Genomic DNA, 17,821 nt, shown 5'->3' with positions numbered 1-17,821 from the left:
GGGCCGGGGTCCGCCTCAGCCTGGCCGGCGTCCCGCCGCGGCTACGCGCCCTGCTGCACCGGACGGGGAGCCGCGCCGACGGGGTCGGGGGGTGCCGGTCAGGCGATGCGGTCCAGCACGATCGGGTTCGCGGTGAACGCGGTGCCCGCCGGGGCGATGTCGTACGAGCCCGCCAGGGCGGCCAGGGCGTACTCGAACTTCTCCGGGGTGTCGGTGTGCAGGGTCATCAGGGCCTGGCCCGCGGTGACCGTCTCGCCGGGCTTGGCGTGCAGCTCGATGCCCGCGCCCGCCTGGACGGGGTCCTCCTTGCGGGCGCGGCCCGCGCCCAGGCGCCAGGCGCCGACGCCCACCGCGTAGGCGTCCAGCCGGGTCAGGACACCGGAGGCGGGGGCGGTGACGACGTGGTGCTCGCGGGCGACCGGCAGGGTCGCGTCCGGGTCGCCGCCCTGGGCCGCGATCATCCGGCGCCAGACGTCCATCGCGGAGCCGTCGGCGAGCGCCTTGGCCGGGTCGGCATCCTTGATGCCCGCCGCGTCCAGCATCTCCCGGGCCAGGGCCAGGGTCAGCTCCACGACGTCGGCGGGACCGCCGCCGGCGAGGACCTCGACCGACTCGCGGACCTCCAGCGCGTTGCCGGCGGTCAGGCCGAGCGGGGTGGACATGTCGGTGAGCAGGGCGATCGTCTTGACGCCGCTGTCGGTGCCGAGGGCGACCATGGTGGAGGCGAGCTCGCGCGCGTCCTCGATGTTCTTCATGAAGGCGCCGGATCCGACCTTCACGTCCAGCACCAGGGAGCCGGTGCCCTCCGCGATCTTCTTGGACATGATGGAGGAGGCGATCAGCGGGATCGCCTCGACCGTGCCGGTCACATCGCGCAGCGCGTACAGCTTCTTGTCGGCGGGGGCCAGGCCGTCGCCCGCCGCGCAGATGACCGCGCCGGTGGTGTCGAGGACGTTCAGCATCTCCTCGTTGGACAGCAGCGCGCGCCAGCCGGGGATGGACTCCAGCTTGTCCAGGGTGCCGCCGGTGTGGCCGAGGCCCCGGCCCGAGAGCTGCGGCACGGCCGCGCCGCAGGCGGCGACGAGCGGGGCCAGCGGCAGGGTGATCTTGTCGCCGACGCCGCCGGTGGAGTGCTTGTCGGCGGTCGGGCGGGAGAGGGAGTCGAAGTTCATGCGCTCGCCGGAGGCGATCATCGCGGCGGTCCAGCGGGCGATCTCGGCCCGGTTCATACCGTTCAGCAGGATGGCCATGGCCAGCGCCGACATCTGCTCGTCGGCGACGACGCCGCGCGTGTACGCGTCGATGACCCAGTCGATCTGTTCGGGGCTGAGTTCCCCGCGGTCGCGCTTGGTGCGGATGACGGAGATGACGTCCATGGAGTGCTTCCTTCTACGCGCATAGAGAGAGGGGTGGGAAGTGAGACGGGAAAGACGACGGTCCTTCGCCCGGGAGGGACGAAGGACCGTCGCTACGGCTGTCTCAGGTGGTCCGGTCCGAAGGCCTGCGGCAGCATCGCCGCGAGCGGCAGGACGCCTTCGGGTGTCTCCACCTGGAGTTCGGGGCCGCCGAACTCGAAGAGCAGCTGGCGGCAGCGGCCGCACGGGACCAGGATCTGGCCCTTGCCGTCCACGCACGTGAAGTGCGTGAGCCGGCCGCCGCCCGTGGCCTGGAGGGCGGAGACCAGCCCGCACTCGGCGCACAGGCCGAGCCCGTAGCTGGCGTTCTCCACGTTGCAGCCGACGACCGTGCGGCCGTCGTCGACCAGGGCGGCGACACCGACCGGGAAGCCCGAGTACGGGGCGTACGCCCGCGTCATCGCCTCCCGGGCGGCCGTCCGCAGGGCCTCCCAGTCCACGGCCGTCACTTGCCCTGGCCCTTTTGGTACGGCATGCCGTCCGCCTTGGGCATCCGCAGGCGCTGCGCCGACAGGGCGAGCACGAGCAGCGTCGTGACGTACGGGGCCGCGTCCACGAACTGGCTCGGGACGGAGTCGGTGAGCACGTACCAGAGGAAGAGGCCGGCGGAGCAGACGGCCGCGATGCCCGCCTGCAGGTACTTCTTCCTGTACAGCTGCCAGGCGACGACGATCACGAGCAGGATCGCCAGCAGCAGGAGCATCGCGTGGACGTTCTCGGCGCCACCGCGCAGCCGGAGGCTGTAGGTGAAGCCGAAGAGGCCCGAGCCGAGGGCCATGCCGCCCGGCATCCAGTTGCCGAAGATCATCGCGGCGAGACCGATGTAGCCGCGGCCGCCGGTCTGGCCCTCCTGGTAGATGCCGGTGGAGACGATCGCGAGGAACGCGCCGCCGAGGCCGGCCATCGCGCCGGAGACGACGACGGCGATGTACTTGTACTTGTAGACGTTGACGCCGAGGGATTCGGCGGCGACCGGGTTCTCACCGCAGGAGCGCAGGCGCAGACCGAAGGAGGTCCGCCACAGCACCCACCAGGTGACGGGGACCAGCAGGACCGCCACGACGGTCAGCAGCGAGAGGTTGGTGACCAGCCCGCCGAGGACCCCGGCCACGTCCGAGACGAGGAACCAGTGCTTGCCCTGGAGCGTGGTCAGCCAGTCCGAGAGCCCCGGAACGGTGATCTCGGCGATCGGCTCGATGCGCGGGGACTGCTTGGAGGAGCCGCCCGGAACCTCGTCGAAGGTGAAGTTCGACAGGTACTGGGTGAAGCCGACGGCCAGGATGTTGACCGCCACACCGGAGACGATGTGGTTGACGTTGAACGTCACGGTGATGATCGCGTGCAGCAGGCCGCCGAGGGCGCCGCCGGCGATGCCGACGAGGACACCGGTCCACGGACCCCACTGGTAGCCGGCCCAGGCACCGAACCAGGTGCCCAGGATCATCATGCCTTCGAGGCCGATGTTGACCACGCCCGCGCGCTCGGCCCACAGGCCGCCGAGGCCCGCGAGGGCGATCGGCACGGCGAGCTGGAGGGCGCCGGAGACCTGGCCGACGGAGGTCAGGTCGTCGGCCCCGGAGATGATCCTGACCAGGGAGATCAGGGCGAGTCCGCCCGCGATCATCAGCAGGATCCAGGGCAGGGTGAGCTTGCGGCGGCCGCCGCCCTTCTTGGGCGCGGCGCTCGTCGCGGAAACGGTGCTGGTGCTCACGCCGCGACCTCCTTGTTGTCGGTCTTGAGGGCGTGGCCTGCGGCCAGCTCTTCGCCGACCTTCTGCTGCTGGCGGCGGATGCCGTAGCGGCGGACGAGCTCGTAGCTGACGACGACGGCGATCACGATCAGGCCCTGCAGGATCGTGCCGATCTCCTTGGCGTAGCCGTTCTGGTCGAGACCGGCGGAGGCCTTGTCGATGAAGGCGATCAGGAGTGCCGAGAAGAAGATGCCGACGGGGTTGTTGCGGCCGAGCAGGGCGATGGTGATGCCGGTGAAGCCGATGCCCAGCGGGAAGGACAGGTTGTACGTGTGCGATTCGCCGAGCAGCAGCGGCATGCCGGTCAGGCCGGCGACCGCGCCCGAGATGAGCATCGAGGTCATGATCATCTTCTTGGCGTCCACGCCGGAGGCCTGGGCGGCGGACTCGCTCGCGCCGGTGGCGCGCAGGTCGAAGCCGAAGCGGGTCCGGTTCAGCACGAACCAGTAGACGATGCCCAGGGCGAAGGCGACGAAGGTGAAGCCGTAGATGTCGCCGCCGGAGAGGGAGAGCGACGGGACCCAGCCGGACTCCGGGATGTCACCGGTGGTGAGGTCGTTGGAGCCGGCCGGCTGGACGCCGAAGTTCTTCGGCAGGATCAGCCAGGCGATCAGCGAGGTAGCGATGGCGTTGAGCATGATCGTGGAGACGACCTCGCTCACCCCGCGGCGGGCCTTGAGGGCGCCCGCGATGCCGGCCCAGAAGGCGCCCGTGAGCATGGCCACGACCACGATCAGCAGGACGTGCAGCGGACCGGGCAGCGAGACCGCCGTACCGACCACCGCGGAGACCATCGCCGCGAGGCGGTACTGGCCGTCCACGCCGATGTTGAAGAGGTTCATCCGGAAGCCGATGGCGACGGCCAGGGCTGCCAGGTAGTAGATGCCTGCCTGGTTGATGATCAGGACCTGGATGTCCTCGTAACCGGCCTGGTCGATCATGATGCGCAGCGGGTCGATCGGGTCGACGCCCGAGGCGGCCAGCACGATCACGGTCAGCACCAGGGCGCTGACCAGCGCGAGCACCGGTCCGGCGACCGCGAGCAGCAGCCGGTCCTTGTCGAATTTCTTCATCGGGCCTCGTCCTCCGTCGTCTCACCGTCGGCAGCGGCGGAGCCTTCAACGTGGTCGTTGGTTGCTTCCAGGTGCCCGGTGGCGGCGCCCGTCATTGCGGTGCCGAGCTCCTCGGGCGTGATGGTCGCCGGATCGGCGTCCGCGACCAGGCGGCCGCGGTAGATGACGCGCAGGGTGTCGGACAGGCCGATCAGCTCGTCGAGGTCGGCGGAGATGAGCAGCACGGCCAGGCCCTCGCGCCGGGCCTCGCGGATGGCGTCCCAGATCTGCGCCTGCGCACCGACGTCCACACCGCGGGTGGGGTGGGCGGCGATGAGGAACTTGGGGTTGTGGCTCATCTCGCGGCCGACGATCAGCTTCTGCTGGTTGCCGCCGGAGAGGGAGGCCGCGGTGACGTCGATGCCCGGGGTGCGGACGTCGTACTCGCGCACGATGCGCTCGGTGTCCTTGCGGGCGGCCTTCGGGTCGAGGACACCGCGCTTGGAGTTCGGCGCCTCGGTGACGTGGCCGAGGATGCGGTTCTCCCAGAGCGGGGAATCCAGCAGCAGCCCGTGCCGGTGGCGGTCCTCGGGGATGTAGCCGATGCCGCCCTCGCGGCGCTTGCGGGTCGGGGTGGTGGAGATGTCCCGGCCGTCGAGGGTGATGACGCCGCCGTCGGGGATGCTCATGCCCATGAGGGCGTCGATGAGCTCCGTCTGGCCGTTGCCCTCGACACCGGCGATGCCGAGGACCTCGCCCTTGTGGATGGTGAAGTCGATGCCGGCGAGCACCTCGCGGACGATCCCGTCCGGGTCGGTGGCGGCCAGGCGCAGGCCCTGGACCTGGAGCATGGGGGTCGCGGTCACCGTGGACTCGCGGGTCTCCGGCGAGGGCAGCTCGCTGCCGACCATCAGCTCGGCGAGCTGCTTGGTGGTGGCGGACCTGGGGTCGGCGGTGCCGACCGTGGTGCCCCGGCGGATGACGGTGATGTCGTCGGCGACCTTCAGCACCTCGCCCAGCTTGTGCGAGATGAAGATGACGGTCAGGCCCTCGGCCTTGAGCTCGCGCAGGTTGTCGAAGAGCGCGTCCACTTCCTGCGGCACGAGCACGGCGGTCGGCTCGTCGAGGATGAGGGTGCGGGCGCCGCGGTAGAGGACCTTGAGGATCTCCACGCGCTGGCGGTCGGCGACACCGAGCTCCTCGACGAGGGCGTCGGGGCGGACCCCGAGGCCGTACGCGTCGGAGATCTCCATGATCTTCCTGCGGGCCTTGCCGCCGATCCCGTACAGCTTCTCGCCGCCGAGGACGACGTTCTCCAGGACGGTGAGGTTGTCGGCGAGCATGAAGTGCTGGTGCACCATGCCGATGCCGCGGGCGATCGCGTCACCCGGGTTGGCGAAGGAGACCTGCTCCCCGTCGACGGCGATGGTCCCCTCGTCCGGCTTCTGCATGCCGTAGAGGATCTTCATCAGGGTCGACTTGCCGGCACCGTTCTCACCGATGAGGGCGTGGACCGTGCCCTTGCGAACGGTGATGTCGATGTCCTTGTTGGCGACGACGCCAGGGAAACGCTTGGTGATGCCGTGCAGTTCTACGGCGGGGGGGCTGGACGCGTTGATGACGCACTCTCCTTGGCGCGAAGGAGCGGAAGGCAGGGGGACAGGGCGGGGAGAGAAGGTACCGCGTCCACGGTTCCTCTACGCGCGTAGCACTGTCGGAAGTGAAAAGTTGTGACCGGGTGGCCACTTGACGCGGGGCGGGGTCCGGGTGGCGGCAGAGCCGCTACCCGGACCCCGGAAAACCGATCGGCTGTCAGGCCGTCCCTTACGGGGCGGTCTTGACGGTGATCTTCTTGGCGATGATGTCGGCCTTGGCCTTCTCCACCGCGGCGGTGACCTCGGCCATCGACTTGTACAGCGGGTTGGAGTCGGCCAGGGCGACGCCGTTCTTGTCCAGGCCGTAGCGGACCTCGCCGGACTCCGGCTTGCCGTCCTTGACCGACTTGATCAGGTCGTAGACCGAGAGGGAGACGTCCTTGGTGACCGAGGTCAGGATGTGGTCCTTGTACTTCGACAGACCGGGCTGGTTGTACTGGTCGGAGTCGACACCGATGGCCCACTTGCCGGCGCCGGCGGCGGCCTCGATGGCACCCGAGCCCGCGAGGCCGGCGGCGGCGTAGACCACGTCGGCGCCGCTGTCGAGCTGGCCCTTGGCGGCGGCCTTGCCGAGGTCGGGCTTGGCGAAGCCCGAGAAGTCCGGCGGCTGGGTCAGGTAGGTGGACAGCACCTTGGCGTTCGGGTTGGTGTCCTTGACGCCCTGCTCGAAGCCCGCCTGGAACTTCTTGATCAGCGGGACCTCGACACCGCCGATGAAGCCGACCGTGCCGGTCTTCGACGTCTTGGCGGCGGCGACGCCGGCCAGGTAGGAGCCCTGCTCCTCGTTGAAGACCAGGTTGGCGATGTTCTTGTCGGTCTGCGAGGTGTCGTCGATGATGCCGAACGTGGTGTCCGGGAACTTCGCGGCGACCTTCTTGATGGCCGGCGCGTAGGAGAAACCGACTCCGATGACCGGGTTGTTGCCCTTGCGCGCGAGCTCGGTCAGGCGCTGGACCTTGTCGGCCTCGGACTCGCCCTCGGTGGGCTCCGCCTCGGCGGTCTTGATCTTGAGCTCGGTCTTCGCCTTCTCGAGACCGGCGTAAGCGGCGTCGTTGAACGACTGGTCGCCGCGGCCGCCGATGTCGTACGCGATGGCGGCGCCGGCCTCCTTGGTACCGGAGGACGAGCTGGACGAGGTGGCGTCCGACGACTTCTTTCCGCCACAGGCGGTGGCCGAGAGGGCCAGCGCCGCGGACGCGAGGCCCACGGTGGCGATCCTGGTGATCCGGCGCAAGGGGAGGCTCCTTCAAAACCTGACCGAAGCGCCACGACCGGCGCTGGTTTCGCGGCGATCGTAACGCGCGTAGATGTCAGTTAAGAGCCCGTTCATGAGTCGTTATCGGATCGTCGCGAACCGGACAGTGACCGATCGGTAACTGGTCGGGCGTCCAGCCCTTGCATACCAAGGGCTGGACAGGTGCGCCGGGTGCCGCTCAGATGTTGTACAGATTTTGCCCCGGCTTTTACCGGGAGGCCCTGGCGCGACGCCCGTCGAGCAGGGCGGCGGCCGTGAAGAACTCGACGCCGACGGCGATCGCGGACTCGTCCACGTCGAAATCGCCCCGGTGCAGGTCCCGCTTGGCCGGGTCGCCGGGCTTGTGCACGCCGAGGCGGGCCATGGCGCCCGGGACGTGCTCCAGGTACCAGGAGAAGTCCTCGCCGCCCAGGCTCTGCTCGGTGTCCTCGATCGCCCCGGGGCCGCGCCGGGCCGACATCGCCTCGCGCAGCAGCTCGGTCACCATCGGGTCGTTGACCACCGGCGGCACGCCGCGGACGTAGGTGATCTCCGACTTGGCCCCGTGCAGGGCCGCGACCTCGTCGATCGCCGCGTGGATCTGGTCGGGGGCCCCGTGCCAGGCGTTCAGGTCCAGGCACCGCACGGTTCCGGACAGCTCCGCGTGCATCGGGATGACGTTGCAGGCGTGCCCGGCCTCGATCCGGCCCCAGGTGACGGACATGCCCGAGCGGGCGTCCATCCGGCGGGCCAGCACCGCCGGCACGTCGACCGCGACGCGGGCGGCGGCCGTGACGAGGTCGGTGGTCAGGTGCGGGCGGGCGGTGTGGCCGCCGGGACCCGCCAGGGTGACTTCCAGCCGGTCGCAGGCGGACGTGATGGCACCGGGGCGCAGCCCGATCTTCCCGGCGTCCACCCGGGGGTCGCAGTGCACCGCGATGATCTTGCCGACGCCGTCCAGCACCCCGTCCTCGATGGCGTCGCTCGCACCGCCCGGGAGCACCTCCTCGGCGGGCTGGAACAGCAGCCGGACCGGCTGCGGCAGCAGGCCCTGGCGGTCGAGCTCGGCGAGCACCAGGCCCGCGCCGAGCACGGTCACGGTGTGCACGTCGTGGCCGCAGGCGTGCGCCCGGTCGGGGACGGTCGAGCGGTACGGGACGTGGGTCTTGGTGTCGGGGATGGGCAGGGCGTCGATGTCCGCGCGCAGGGCGAGCACGGGCCGTACCCCGTCCCAGGTGCCCACGTCACAGATCAGGCCGGTGCCGGTGCTCAGCACCCGTGGGCGCAGGCCGGCTTTTTCCAGCCGGGCCTTGATCGCCGCCGTGGTGCGGAACTCCTGGTGCCCGAGCTCGGGATGCATGTGCAGGTCCCGGCGGAAGGAGATCAGTTCGGCACGCAGGTGGTCCGGAAGCGTGCCGGGCAGCTCGGGCCGGTCGGGCGTGCCGGGCAGGGCGGTCTGGGACTCGCGGGACATCAACTGGTTCACCCGTTGAAGGTTAGGCGCACGGATGGGTCAACTGGCCGGAGATCACAAAAAGTTCATGCCGTTAGGGGAAAGAAACCCGGCCTCCGGACGCATGACCGGTTGCGCCCGAGGGTAAACTCGCGCGCTCATCCGGCCGCCGGAGCCGCCTGAGCGGGCAGTCTGCGCACACCGCGCGCGGTGTCGGTGACCCCGGCGAGGAAGCCCCGGGCCCGGGGTGAGGCGGCGGCCGTGAGCCAGGCCGGCTCGACATCGCATACGGCGACGGTAACGCCGGTACCGGCCAGGGCGTAGGGCAGCGTGTGGACGACCGTGGACGGAAAGCTGACGATGGTCCGGCCCACCGGCCCCCGCCGGGCGATCAGCTCCAGCGGCAGGTCCGGACGTACGATCTCCAGCCCGGCCGCCTCGCTCAGCACCCGCAGCTTCTCCGGGGACTCCCGGCGGTGCGCGAAGTACCGCGTCGCGCCGTGTTCCCGGCTCAGGGCGCACACGGCGTCCAGGTAGCGGGCCGGATCCACCACGCCCGTCTCCACGAGGGAGGTGCCGACGAGGTCGGTGCCCCTGGTCAGCCGGGGCGGCCCGAAGCGGGAGCGGGTCCAGGCGAAGTCGTTGACGCTCAGCTCCATCCCGGGCAGCGGGGTGACCGGCATCGAGGTGAACACCCGTACCCGGCGGCGCCCGCCCGGGGTGAGCCGGCGCCGTGCGGTCCCCGACACCGGTGCGTACGCGAGCTCCCGCACCCGGGACGCGGTCCCGCCGCCGGTGCGGTGCCAGCGGCGCAGCCGCTCGCCCCGGCCGAGCTGCGCGACGAACTCCATGGTGGCGGTGCCGTCGTCGACGACGACCAGCTCGGCGGTGCGGGACGCCGGGGCGAGCAGCAGCTGGACGAAGCGGGAGAAGGGGTCCCCGACCACGATCCGCCCGGCCCGGCGCACGTCGGCGGCGAGCGCCGCCAGGGCCCGGAGCGGGGCCCCGGCGCCACCGCGGGCCTCCTGCCACCGGACGGTGAACCCCTCGTCGCGGGCCAGGGCCGCGACCCGGCGCAGCTGGCCCCGGGACATGGGGTCGGTGGGCGGCAGGACGACGATCAGCGGCGCCTCCGGCCGCCCGGCCGCGCGGGAGGCGGCGGTGGGCTGGCGGGGCACGGCGTCCAGGAGCCGCTCGCCGGCGGGGCCGTGCTCGGCGTGGGCCCATTCGAGGACGTTGAGCAGCTGGACCGGGCTCTCGACGAAAGCCAAGGTCGAACGAAGGGTGGAACCGGGGGCGGAGGGGGTCACCACGTGCTCCTCGGCAGAGGGGGCGGGATCGGAGCGGTCAGACGGTGGCGGTGGCCTGGCTCTGACCGGAGAAGCGGCGGAGCTTCTTCATGGGGGCCAGCTCGGAGTCGTAGACGCGCTTGACGCCGTCGCCGAGGGCGGTCTCGATGGTCCGGATGTCACGCACGAGGCGGGCGAGGCCGCCGGGTTCGACGGAGGCGGCCTGGTCGGAGCCCCACATCGCACGGTCGAGGGTGATGTGCCGCTCGACGAACGCGGCGCCGAGGGCGACGGCGGCCAGCGTGGTCTGCAGGCCCGTCTCGTGGCCGGAGTAGCCGATCGGGACGTTGGGGTACTCGTCGCGGAGGGTGTCGATCACCCGCAGGTTGAGCTCCTCCGCCTTGGCGGGGTACGTCGAGGTGGCGTGGCAGAGCAGGATGTTGTCGCTGCCGAGCACCTCGACGGCGTGCCGGATCTGCTTGGGGGTGGACATGCCGGTGGACAGCACGACGGTCCGGCCGGTGGCGCGAAGGGCGCGCAGCAGCTCGTCGTCGGTGAGACAGGCGGAGGCCACCTTGTGGGCGGGGAGGTCGAACTTCTCCAGGAAGGTGACGGCCTCGGTGTCCCAGGGGGAGGCGAACCAGTCGATGCCGCGCTCGGCGCAGTGCGCGTCGATGGCGAGGTAGTCGTCCTCGCCGAACTCCACGCGGTGGCGGTAGTCGATGTAGGTCATCCGGCCCCACGGGGTGTCGCGCTCTATGTCCCACTGGTCCCGGGGGGTACAGATCTCCGGGGTGCGCTTCTGGAACTTGACGGCGTCGCAGCCGGCGTCGGCGGCCGCGTCGATGAGGGCGAAGGCGTTGTTCAGGTCGCCGTTGTGGTTGATGCCGATCTCGCCGACGACGTAGACGGGCCGGCCGGGACCGGCGAAGCGCTGACCGAAGCGGCGCAGGCGGGTGGTGGAGCTCATGGTCGGTGACGTCCTTCGTACGAGGGGCCGGGGCGGGGTGCCGGACGGGGTGTCGAGCAGCGGTGCGAGGAGGCGGGCGCGGGCCAGGTCGTGGGGGTCGTCGATCTCCAGGACCCGGGCCGGGTCGGTGCGGACGGGCCAGGTCCGCCCGAAGAAGCGGTGCCGGGCGGCGCGGAAGCCGTCGGCGGCCATGGCGTAGGCGGCGCCGGTCTCCAGCAGGTCCTCGGGGCGGTCCTGGCGGCGAGGGCGGTACGCGGCCTCGTGGTTGACGCCGGATCCGGTGCCGTCGGCCGCCGCCCGCCAGAGGAAGCCGTGGAAGGGGGCCACGGTCATGGCGGAGTCGGCGCCGCCCGAAGCGACGGCCGCGGCCACGGATTCGACGTCGGACGGGGTCAGGAAAGGGCTGGTGCACTGGATGAGGAGGACGACGTCGACGGTGACGGAGTGCAGTTCCTCGAACGAGTCCAGCGCGTGGAGCAGGGCGGCTTCGCTGCTCGCGGTGTCCCCGGCGATGGCGGCCGGGCGGCGCAGGGCGACGGCCCCGGCGGCCCGGGCGGCGGCGGCGATGGCCTGGGAGTCGGTGGAGACGACCACGTCGGTGACGGCGGGCGCCGCCAGGCAGGCGCGCACGGCCCGTGCGACGAGCGGGATCCCACCGACCTCGGCGAGGTTCTTGCCCGGCAGCCCCTTGGACCCGCCCCGCGCCGGGATCACGGCGAGCACCCGCGCGGCGCGGCCCGGCCCGACGGCCGCCGGTACGGGGGCGGGAAGAGGGGCGGGCGCGGGAGGCGCGGGGCGGCGGGGGGTCACAGGTCGCCCAGGCGGCGGATCGTCGGGGCCACGCGCTGGACCCCGTGCCGGTACGCACCCCGCGCCGCCTCGCGCAGGCGGCCGCGGAGCCAGGCCCGGGCCCGGGACGCGCCCCGGGGCGAGTCCGGCCGCAGGGTGCCCGGGAGCGGGTGGCCGTCCGGATCGAGGCGGTGGCGGGCCAGCACCCCGGGGAGGTAGCCGGGGGCGGTGATCCGGGTGTAGTAGGGGGCCACGGGCGGCAGCAGCTCCCGCGCGAGCAGCTCGGCGAGCCGGGTGCGGGCGGCGGCGAAGGGCTCCCGGTCCGGGGCCACGCCCTGTTCCGCGAGCCACCCCGGGTCACCCGCGGGCAGCAGCCCCTGGTCCAGCTGGTCCCAGGAGGCGAGGCAGCCGGAGCCGAGGAAGTGGTGGTTGCCGAGCGCCTCGCGGATGCCGAGGTCGGTCAGGACGGCGGTCGGGATGCCCCGGTGCAAGGACTCCAGGGCGGCGGTGGACGAGACCGTGACCAGCAGGCCGGTGTCGTCCAGGACCGCGCCCATGTTCCCGTACACCAGGCGGCAGTTGGGCGGCAGTCCGCCGGGCAGCCGCTCGGCGAGGCGCTGGTAGGGGTGCTCCTCCAGGTGCGTGGTGTGCTCCCCGGGCCGGCTGCGCAGCTTGACCAGTACCTCCCGGCCGGGGTGGAGCCGGGCGTGGGCGGCGGCCCGCGCGAGCAGGTACGTACGGTCGGCGCGGCTCTCGGGCACGGAGGGCTGCACGGCGAAGACGACGGTGGGCGCGTCGGCGCCCGGCTGGTGGGCCGCGCCTTCGAGGAAGGGCAGCGCGGTCTCGGTGACGGCGTCCGACGCGGCGCCGGCCCCCTCGTACACGGCGCGGAAGCGGCCCGCGTCATAGGGGGAGTTGGCGAGGACCAGGTCGGCCCCGTGCCGCAGCAGCAGGCCGTCGGTGAGCTTCTCGTAGACGACGCCGACGTAGCCGGTGACCAGGACGGGGCGGGCCGCGGGCTCGGGCCACAGGGCACGCACTCCGTGCAGGACGGCCTGGACCGCACCGCCGACGAGGGCCAGGACGACCACGTCGTAGCGGTCGGCGCCGCGCGCCCGCCCGATTTCGGCCAGGAACTCGGCGCAGGTCACCTCGGCCGGCCCGTCCGGGGCCGCCCCGATGCCGACCTCGCCGAGCTGGCGTGCGGTGGGGGTGGCCCGGCCGCGCAGCAGGAATCCGGTGGGCCGGTGGTCGGGCGCGAGGCGCCGCGCGGTGAGCGCGCCCCATTTCCATCGCGTATCGGAATCGGCGAGTACGGCGATGCGGAGATCGCCACGATTACTGGTGGCTGGCACCCGGCAGAAGCTATTCCGCATTTCCGCTGACCGGCCCAACGACCGCACAACAGCTGGTTAACAACCCGTCGACGTCATGCGAAAGCGCACGGGTTAACGCGACCGCCCCGCGTCGTTCACGTGGAATCCGTATGCGGGCCACGGTGAATGCCGGGCGGCCTCCTAACGTCACCCGGGTGCTCAAGCTCTCAGTCGTCGTGCCGTTCTACAACGTGCAGACATATGCGCCGGACGTCCTGCGGAGTATCGAACTGAACGCCCGGGAGGATTTCGAGTTCCTGCTGGTCGACGACTGTTCGACGGACGGCACGGCCGCTCTGCTGGAGCGGGCGGCGGCGCGGCTGCCGGGTGCCGTGCACCTCGCGCGGGACGGGAACGGCGGCCTCGCCACGGCCCGCAACACCGGTCTGGACGCGGCCCGCGGCGAGTACATCGCCTTCCTGGACGGGGACGACTGGCTCGCGCCCGGCCACCTGGCCCGCACGCTGGCCGCGATCGAGGCGCTCGGCTGCGACTTCGTCCGCACCGACCACGTGCGGGTCACGGGCCGGACGCGGACCGTGGAGCGGGTGCCGTTCGGGCCGCAGGGCGTCGTGGCCGACCCGCGCGCCGCGATCCTGCCGGCCTCGCGGGCGACCGCGGTGGACTATCCGTACGCCTGGGCCGGCATGTACCACCGGCGGCTGCTGGACCGGGGGTTGCTGCATTTCACGGACGGGCTGCGGACGGCGGAGGACCGGCCGTGGATCTGGCGGCTGCACCGGGAGGCGAAATCATTCGCCGCGGTCGGAACGGCCGGAATCTTCTACCGGCGCGGCATTTCCACCTCGCTGACCCAGATCGGGGACGAGCGCCAACTCGATTTCATTCACGCATTTGATCAAGTTCTGTCGGACACGGCCACCGACCGGGATTCGGGCCTGCTCCTTCCGAAAGCCGTCCGAACATATTGCGCGATCATCGCTCATCAGATCGGATCCATCGAGAGGTTCGAACCGGCCGTGGCCAGAAAACTCCGCACGCTGAGCGCGGAAGCGCTGGCGCGCATGCCCGGAGTCCTGCTGGACCAGGCCCTGGACTCCATGGACGCGGACCGCTCCGCCCTGCTGCGCCGGCTGCGGCGCCGCGCCGCTCCGGGGGCCGCCGCGTGAACGTCACCCAGATCTTCCTCGCCTCCACGCCCTTCGGGACGGCCACCCTCGCGGCGGCCGTCGACGCGGACCGCTTCCCGCCGGCCGGCCGCCGCATCCTGCTGACCAGCAACCACTCCCCCGCCCCCGAGGTCACCCCGGGACTCGCCGCCGTGCCGGGCTTCGCCGCGCTGCGCGCCCGCTTCGACGAGGTGATCGACTGGAACGCCGTCATCGCGCCGCAGCACCCGGGCGTCTGGGCGCCGCGCGAGGAGGACGTCCCGATGTGGGAGCGGCAGCTGCGCACGCTGTGGGGGCTCGGTGAGGACCGGGTCGAGCTCGTCGTGGAGTCGCTGCAAGTCCCCCCGGCGCAGAGCCTGTGCCGGCTGTTCCCCGGCGCCGCCGTCGACGTCTACGCCGACGGGCTGATGAGCTACGGACCCACCCGCTTCCGGCTCGACCCGCAGATCGGGACCCGGGTGCGGCGGGTGCTGCACCTGGACCTGGTCCCGGGGCTGGAACCGCTGCTGCTGACGGAGTTCGGGGTGCCCGGGGAGCTGGTGCCCGGCGACCGCTTCCTGAAGGTGGTGGCCGAACTCGCCCCGCACGCCGGACCAGTGCCGGACGTCGGCGAGGCCCCGGCCCTGCTGCTCGGGCAGTACCTCTCGGCGCTGGAGCTGATGTCGGCGGCCGAGGAGGAGGAACTGCACGTGCAGATGGTGCGCGGGGCGCACGCGCGGGGCCACCTGGAGCTGGTCTTCAAGCCGCACCCGAGCGCCCCGGCGCAGTACGCGCGGCGGGCCGATGCGGAGGCGCGGCGGCTGGGGGCGCGGCTGACGGTGATCGGGGAGCCGGTGCTCGCGGAGACGCTGTACGAGCGGCTGCGCCCGGCGCTGGTGGTGGGGTGCTTCTCGACGGGGCTGCTCACGGCGGCGACGCTGTACGGGATCCCGGTCGCCCGGACCGGGACGCAGGCCCTCCTGGCCCGCCTGGAGCCGTACCAGAACAGCAACCGGATCCCGCTGACGCTGGTGGACGCGCTGCTGCCGGAGCTGTCGGGGGCCGGGGAAGCGGCCCTGCCGGACGTGGCCGGCCTCGTCGCGGCGGTCGGCTTCACGATGCAGCCGCGCGTCCTGGCGGAGCGGCGCGAGCAGGCGCGGACGTACCTCTCGGGCTCGCTTGCCCCGCGCACCCGGCGGTACTTCAAGCGCCGCCGACTGACGGTGTTGGGGCTTCCGGGCGGGATTCCGGCACGGCTGGCGTTCCTGCCGCGCAGCCCGCTGCTGCGCCGGACGGCCCACCGCGTGCTGCGCCGGCTGCGCCGGCGCTGACCGGCACTGGCCGGCCGTCAGCCCGTGGCGAGCTTCGCGGCGAAGCCGAGGAAAAGGACGCCCGCCGCCGAGGTGGCTCCCGCCGAGAGGCGCTTGCGGCGGCGGAAGGCCGCCGACAACCGGGTCCCGGTGAATATCAGCGTCGACAGGTACAGGAAGCTCGCCAGCTGCGACAGCGTCCCCAGCAGCAGGAACGACAGCGCGGGGTAGGCGTAGCCCGGGTCCACGAACTGCACGAAGAACGAGAGCAGGAACAGGATCGCCTTCGGGTTGAACAGGCTCACCACCAGCGCCCGCCGGTACGGCCGCTCGTCCGCCACCTCCGGCTCGGCCAGGGCCTCCTCCTGCCGGGCCGCCCGGTCGCGCCACATGCCCCACGCCGCCCGCATCATCCCGACCGCCAGCCACGCCAGGTACCCGGCCCCGAGGAACTTGACCAGCGTGAAGACCACCGGGCTGGCCTTCAGCAGCGCTCCGGCCCCGGCGGCGGTGAGGAACATGAGGACGGTGTCCCCGGTGAACACCCCGCAGGCGGCCTTGTACCCCTCGCGGACACCCTTGCGCGCGGCGACGGACAACACGTAGAGGGAGTTCGGCCCCGGCAGGAGGACGATGAGGACGAGGCCGGCGAGATAGGTCGGCAGATCGGTGACACCCAGCATGGGAGGGAGTGTCCCACGCGGGTACGACGGGCCGGAATTCGTATTGCGGGGCCCGGGCAGCAGGGTCAGAAGGCGTCCGCCGGTACGTACGTTCCCCACACCTCCCGCAGCGCCCCGCAGACCTCCCCCACCGTGGCCCGGGCCCGCAGTGCCTCCTTCATCGGGTAGAGCACGTTCGCCGAGGAGTCGGCGGCGGCCGCCCGCAGCCCGTCCAGCGCCGCCGTCACCGCCGCCGCGTCGCGCTCCGCGCGCAGCCGCGCCAGGGCCGCGCACTGGCGCGCCTCGATCGCCGGGTCCACCCGCAGCGGCTCGTACCGCTCCTCCTCGGCGAGCGGGAACCGGTTGACGCCGACCACGACCCGTTCGCCGGTCTCCTGCTCGCGCGCGAGGCGGTAGGCGTTCCGCTCGATCTCGCCCTTCTGGAAACCGGCCTCGATCGCGGCCACCGCCCCGCCCAGGTCCTCCACCCGCCGCATCAGCCCGAGCACGGCCGCCTCCAGCTCGTCCGTCATCCGCTCCACCGCGTACGACCCGGCGAAGGGGTCCGCCGTGTGCGGTACGTCGGTCTCGTGCGCGAGCACCTGCTGGGTGCGCAGCGCGAGCCGCGCCGACTTCTCCGTCGGCAGTGCGATCGCCTCGTCGAAGGCGTTGGTGTGCAGCGACTGCGTGCCGCCCAGCACCGCGGCCAGTGCCTGGACCGCGACCCGTACGAGGTTCAGCTCGGGCTGCTGCGCCGTCAGCTGCACCCCGGCCGTCTGGGTGTGGAAGCGCAGCATCAGCGACCTGGGGTCCCGGGCCCCGAACTCCTCGCGCATCACCCGCGCCCAGATCCGCCGGGCGGCGCGGAACTTGGCGACCTCCTCCAGCAGGGTGGTCCGGGCGACGAAGAAGAACGACAGCCGGGGGGCGAAGTCGTCGACCGGCATGCCCGCGTCGAGTGCGGTACGGACGTACGCGATCGCGTCGGCCAGGGTGAAGGCGATCTCCTGCGCGGGCGAGGCCCCGGCCTCCGCCATGTGGTAGCCGGAGATGGAGATGGTGTTCCACTTGGGGATCTCGGCGCGGCAGTAGCGGAAGATGTCCGCGGTCAGCCGCAGGGAGGGGCCGGGCGGGAAGATGTAGGTCCCCCGCGCGATGTACTCCTTGAGCACGTCGTTCTGGATCGTCCCGGTGAGCCGGTCGGCCGCGATGCCCTGCTCCTCGGCCACGAGCTGGTACATCAGGAGCAGCAGCGCCGCCGGGGCGTTGATGGTCATGGAGGTCGAGACCCGGTCCAGGGGGATTCCGTGGAACAGCAGCCGCATGTCCTCGACGGAGTCGACGGCCACGCCGACCTTCCCGACCTCGCCGTGGGCCAGCGGTGCGTCGGAGTCGTGTCCCATTTGGGTCGGCAGGTCGAAGGCCACCGACAGGCCGGTCCCGCCGCCCTCGATCAGGGCGCGGTAGCGGGCGTTCGACTCGGCCGCGGCGCCGAAGCCCGCGTACTGGCGCATCGTCCAGTGCCGCCCGGTGTACATCGTGGGATAGATCCCGCGGGTGAAGGGGTAGTCACCCGGTACCCCGAGGCTGACGGCCGGGTCCCAGTCCGCGAGGGCCTCGGGGCCGTAGACCGGGTCGATGGGGATTCCGCTCTCGGTGCGTGCTGGGGGACGAACCATGACCCACTCCTCCGTGGTGCCGGCCGGCCCGGGGTCACCGCCCGGACCCCGCCGCGTCGGCCGCTGGTCACAATGGCG

14 protein-coding genes and 1 pseudogene are annotated in these 17,821 nt (G+C 72.0%); 2 read left to right on the top strand and 13 right to left on the bottom strand.

The features are described from left to right. Positions 1 to 98: 98 nt before the first annotated feature. The 11 genes and pseudogenes from ACWGH1_RS29670 to ACWGH1_RS29620 form a co-directional block, all read right to left on the bottom strand. Complete coding sequence (locus tag ACWGH1_RS29670; RefSeq protein ID WP_453409167.1) at positions 99 to 1,376, bottom strand: thymidine phosphorylase; 1,278 nt, start codon at positions 1,374 to 1,376, stop codon at positions 99 to 101. 92 nt (positions 1,377 to 1,468) lie between these two features. Further along, entirely contained in the window at positions 1,469 to 1,864 is a 396-nt protein-coding gene (locus tag ACWGH1_RS29665) for a cytidine deaminase (RefSeq protein ID WP_453356249.1), read from the bottom strand. Next, positions 1,861 to 3,126 (bottom strand): ABC transporter permease, encoded by a 1,266-nt coding sequence (locus tag ACWGH1_RS29660; RefSeq protein ID WP_453356248.1) that lies wholly within the window; start codon positions 3,124 to 3,126, stop codon positions 1,861 to 1,863. Before ACWGH1_RS29660 ends, ACWGH1_RS29665 begins: the two co-directional genes overlap by 4 nt. Then, entirely contained in the window at positions 3,123 to 4,238 is a 1,116-nt protein-coding gene (locus tag ACWGH1_RS29655; RefSeq protein WP_453356247.1) for an ABC transporter permease, read from the bottom strand. The genes ACWGH1_RS29660 and ACWGH1_RS29655 overlap by 4 nt, the downstream gene beginning before the upstream one ends. Then, positions 4,235 to 5,836 (bottom strand): ABC transporter ATP-binding protein, encoded by a 1,602-nt coding sequence (locus ACWGH1_RS29650; protein ID WP_453356250.1) that lies wholly within the window; start codon positions 5,834 to 5,836, stop codon positions 4,235 to 4,237. The genes ACWGH1_RS29655 and ACWGH1_RS29650 overlap by 4 nt, the downstream gene beginning before the upstream one ends. Before the next feature lie 205 nt (positions 5,837 to 6,041). Beyond that, entirely contained in the window at positions 6,042 to 7,106 is a 1,065-nt protein-coding gene (locus ACWGH1_RS29645; protein ID WP_453353362.1) for a BMP family lipoprotein, read from the bottom strand. Between the two features lie 229 nt (positions 7,107 to 7,335). Further along, positions 7,336 to 8,580, bottom strand: a complete 1,245-nt coding sequence (locus ACWGH1_RS29640; RefSeq protein ID WP_453353369.1) for an amidohydrolase — start codon at positions 8,578 to 8,580, stop codon at positions 7,336 to 7,338. A 137-nt stretch (positions 8,581 to 8,717) separates the two neighbouring features. Next, on the bottom strand, positions 8,718 to 9,869 hold the full coding sequence (locus ACWGH1_RS29635) for a hypothetical protein (RefSeq protein WP_453353363.1): 1,152 nt from the start codon (positions 9,867 to 9,869) through the stop codon (positions 8,718 to 8,720). A gap of 37 nt (positions 9,870 to 9,906) precedes the next feature. Then, the gene (locus ACWGH1_RS29630; RefSeq protein ID WP_453353370.1) at positions 9,907 to 10,818 is read right to left on the bottom strand and encodes an N-acetylneuraminate synthase family protein; all 912 of its coding nucleotides are present in this window, start codon (positions 10,816 to 10,818) and stop codon (positions 9,907 to 9,909) included. 330 nt (positions 10,819 to 11,148) lie between these two features. Beyond that, positions 11,149 to 11,532, bottom strand: a pseudogene (locus tag ACWGH1_RS29625) (acylneuraminate cytidylyltransferase family protein); the annotation flags it as partial. A 92-nt stretch (positions 11,533 to 11,624) separates the two neighbouring features. Continuing rightward, the gene (locus ACWGH1_RS29620; protein WP_453353364.1) at positions 11,625 to 12,962 is read right to left on the bottom strand and encodes a DUF6716 putative glycosyltransferase; all 1,338 of its coding nucleotides are present in this window, start codon (positions 12,960 to 12,962) and stop codon (positions 11,625 to 11,627) included. Positions 12,963 to 13,138: 176 nt separating this feature from the next. On the opposite strand from ACWGH1_RS29620, the gene ACWGH1_RS29615 reads away from it, so the two are divergent. Together ACWGH1_RS29615 and ACWGH1_RS29610 are read left to right on the top strand one after the other, a co-directional pair. Next, positions 13,139 to 14,113, top strand: a complete 975-nt coding sequence (locus ACWGH1_RS29615) for a glycosyltransferase family 2 protein (RefSeq protein WP_453353365.1) — start codon at positions 13,139 to 13,141, stop codon at positions 14,111 to 14,113. Next, the gene (locus tag ACWGH1_RS29610; protein WP_453353366.1) at positions 14,110 to 15,423 is read left to right on the top strand and encodes a polysialyltransferase family glycosyltransferase; all 1,314 of its coding nucleotides are present in this window, start codon (positions 14,110 to 14,112) and stop codon (positions 15,421 to 15,423) included. The genes ACWGH1_RS29615 and ACWGH1_RS29610 overlap by 4 nt, the downstream gene beginning before the upstream one ends. Positions 15,424 to 15,440: 17 nt before the next feature. Here ACWGH1_RS29610 and leuE read toward each other — a convergent pair whose 3' ends face one another. Both leuE and ACWGH1_RS29600 read right to left on the bottom strand, forming a co-directional pair. Further along, positions 15,441 to 16,085: a leucine efflux protein LeuE gene (gene leuE / locus ACWGH1_RS29605; protein WP_453353367.1), complete on the bottom strand. Its 645-nt coding sequence runs from the start codon at positions 16,083 to 16,085 to the stop codon at positions 15,441 to 15,443. Positions 16,086 to 16,150: 65 nt separating this feature from the next. Then, on the bottom strand, positions 16,151 to 17,743 hold the full coding sequence (locus ACWGH1_RS29600) for an acyl-CoA mutase large subunit family protein (protein ID WP_453353368.1): 1,593 nt from the start codon (positions 17,741 to 17,743) through the stop codon (positions 16,151 to 16,153). Positions 17,744 to 17,821: the final 78 nt, after the last annotated feature.

Source organism: Streptomyces sp. NPDC054883, from assembly GCF_053610645.1.
The sequence above is the reverse complement of the archived record's forward strand: the minus strand, read 5'-3'. Positions and strand labels throughout refer to the sequence as shown.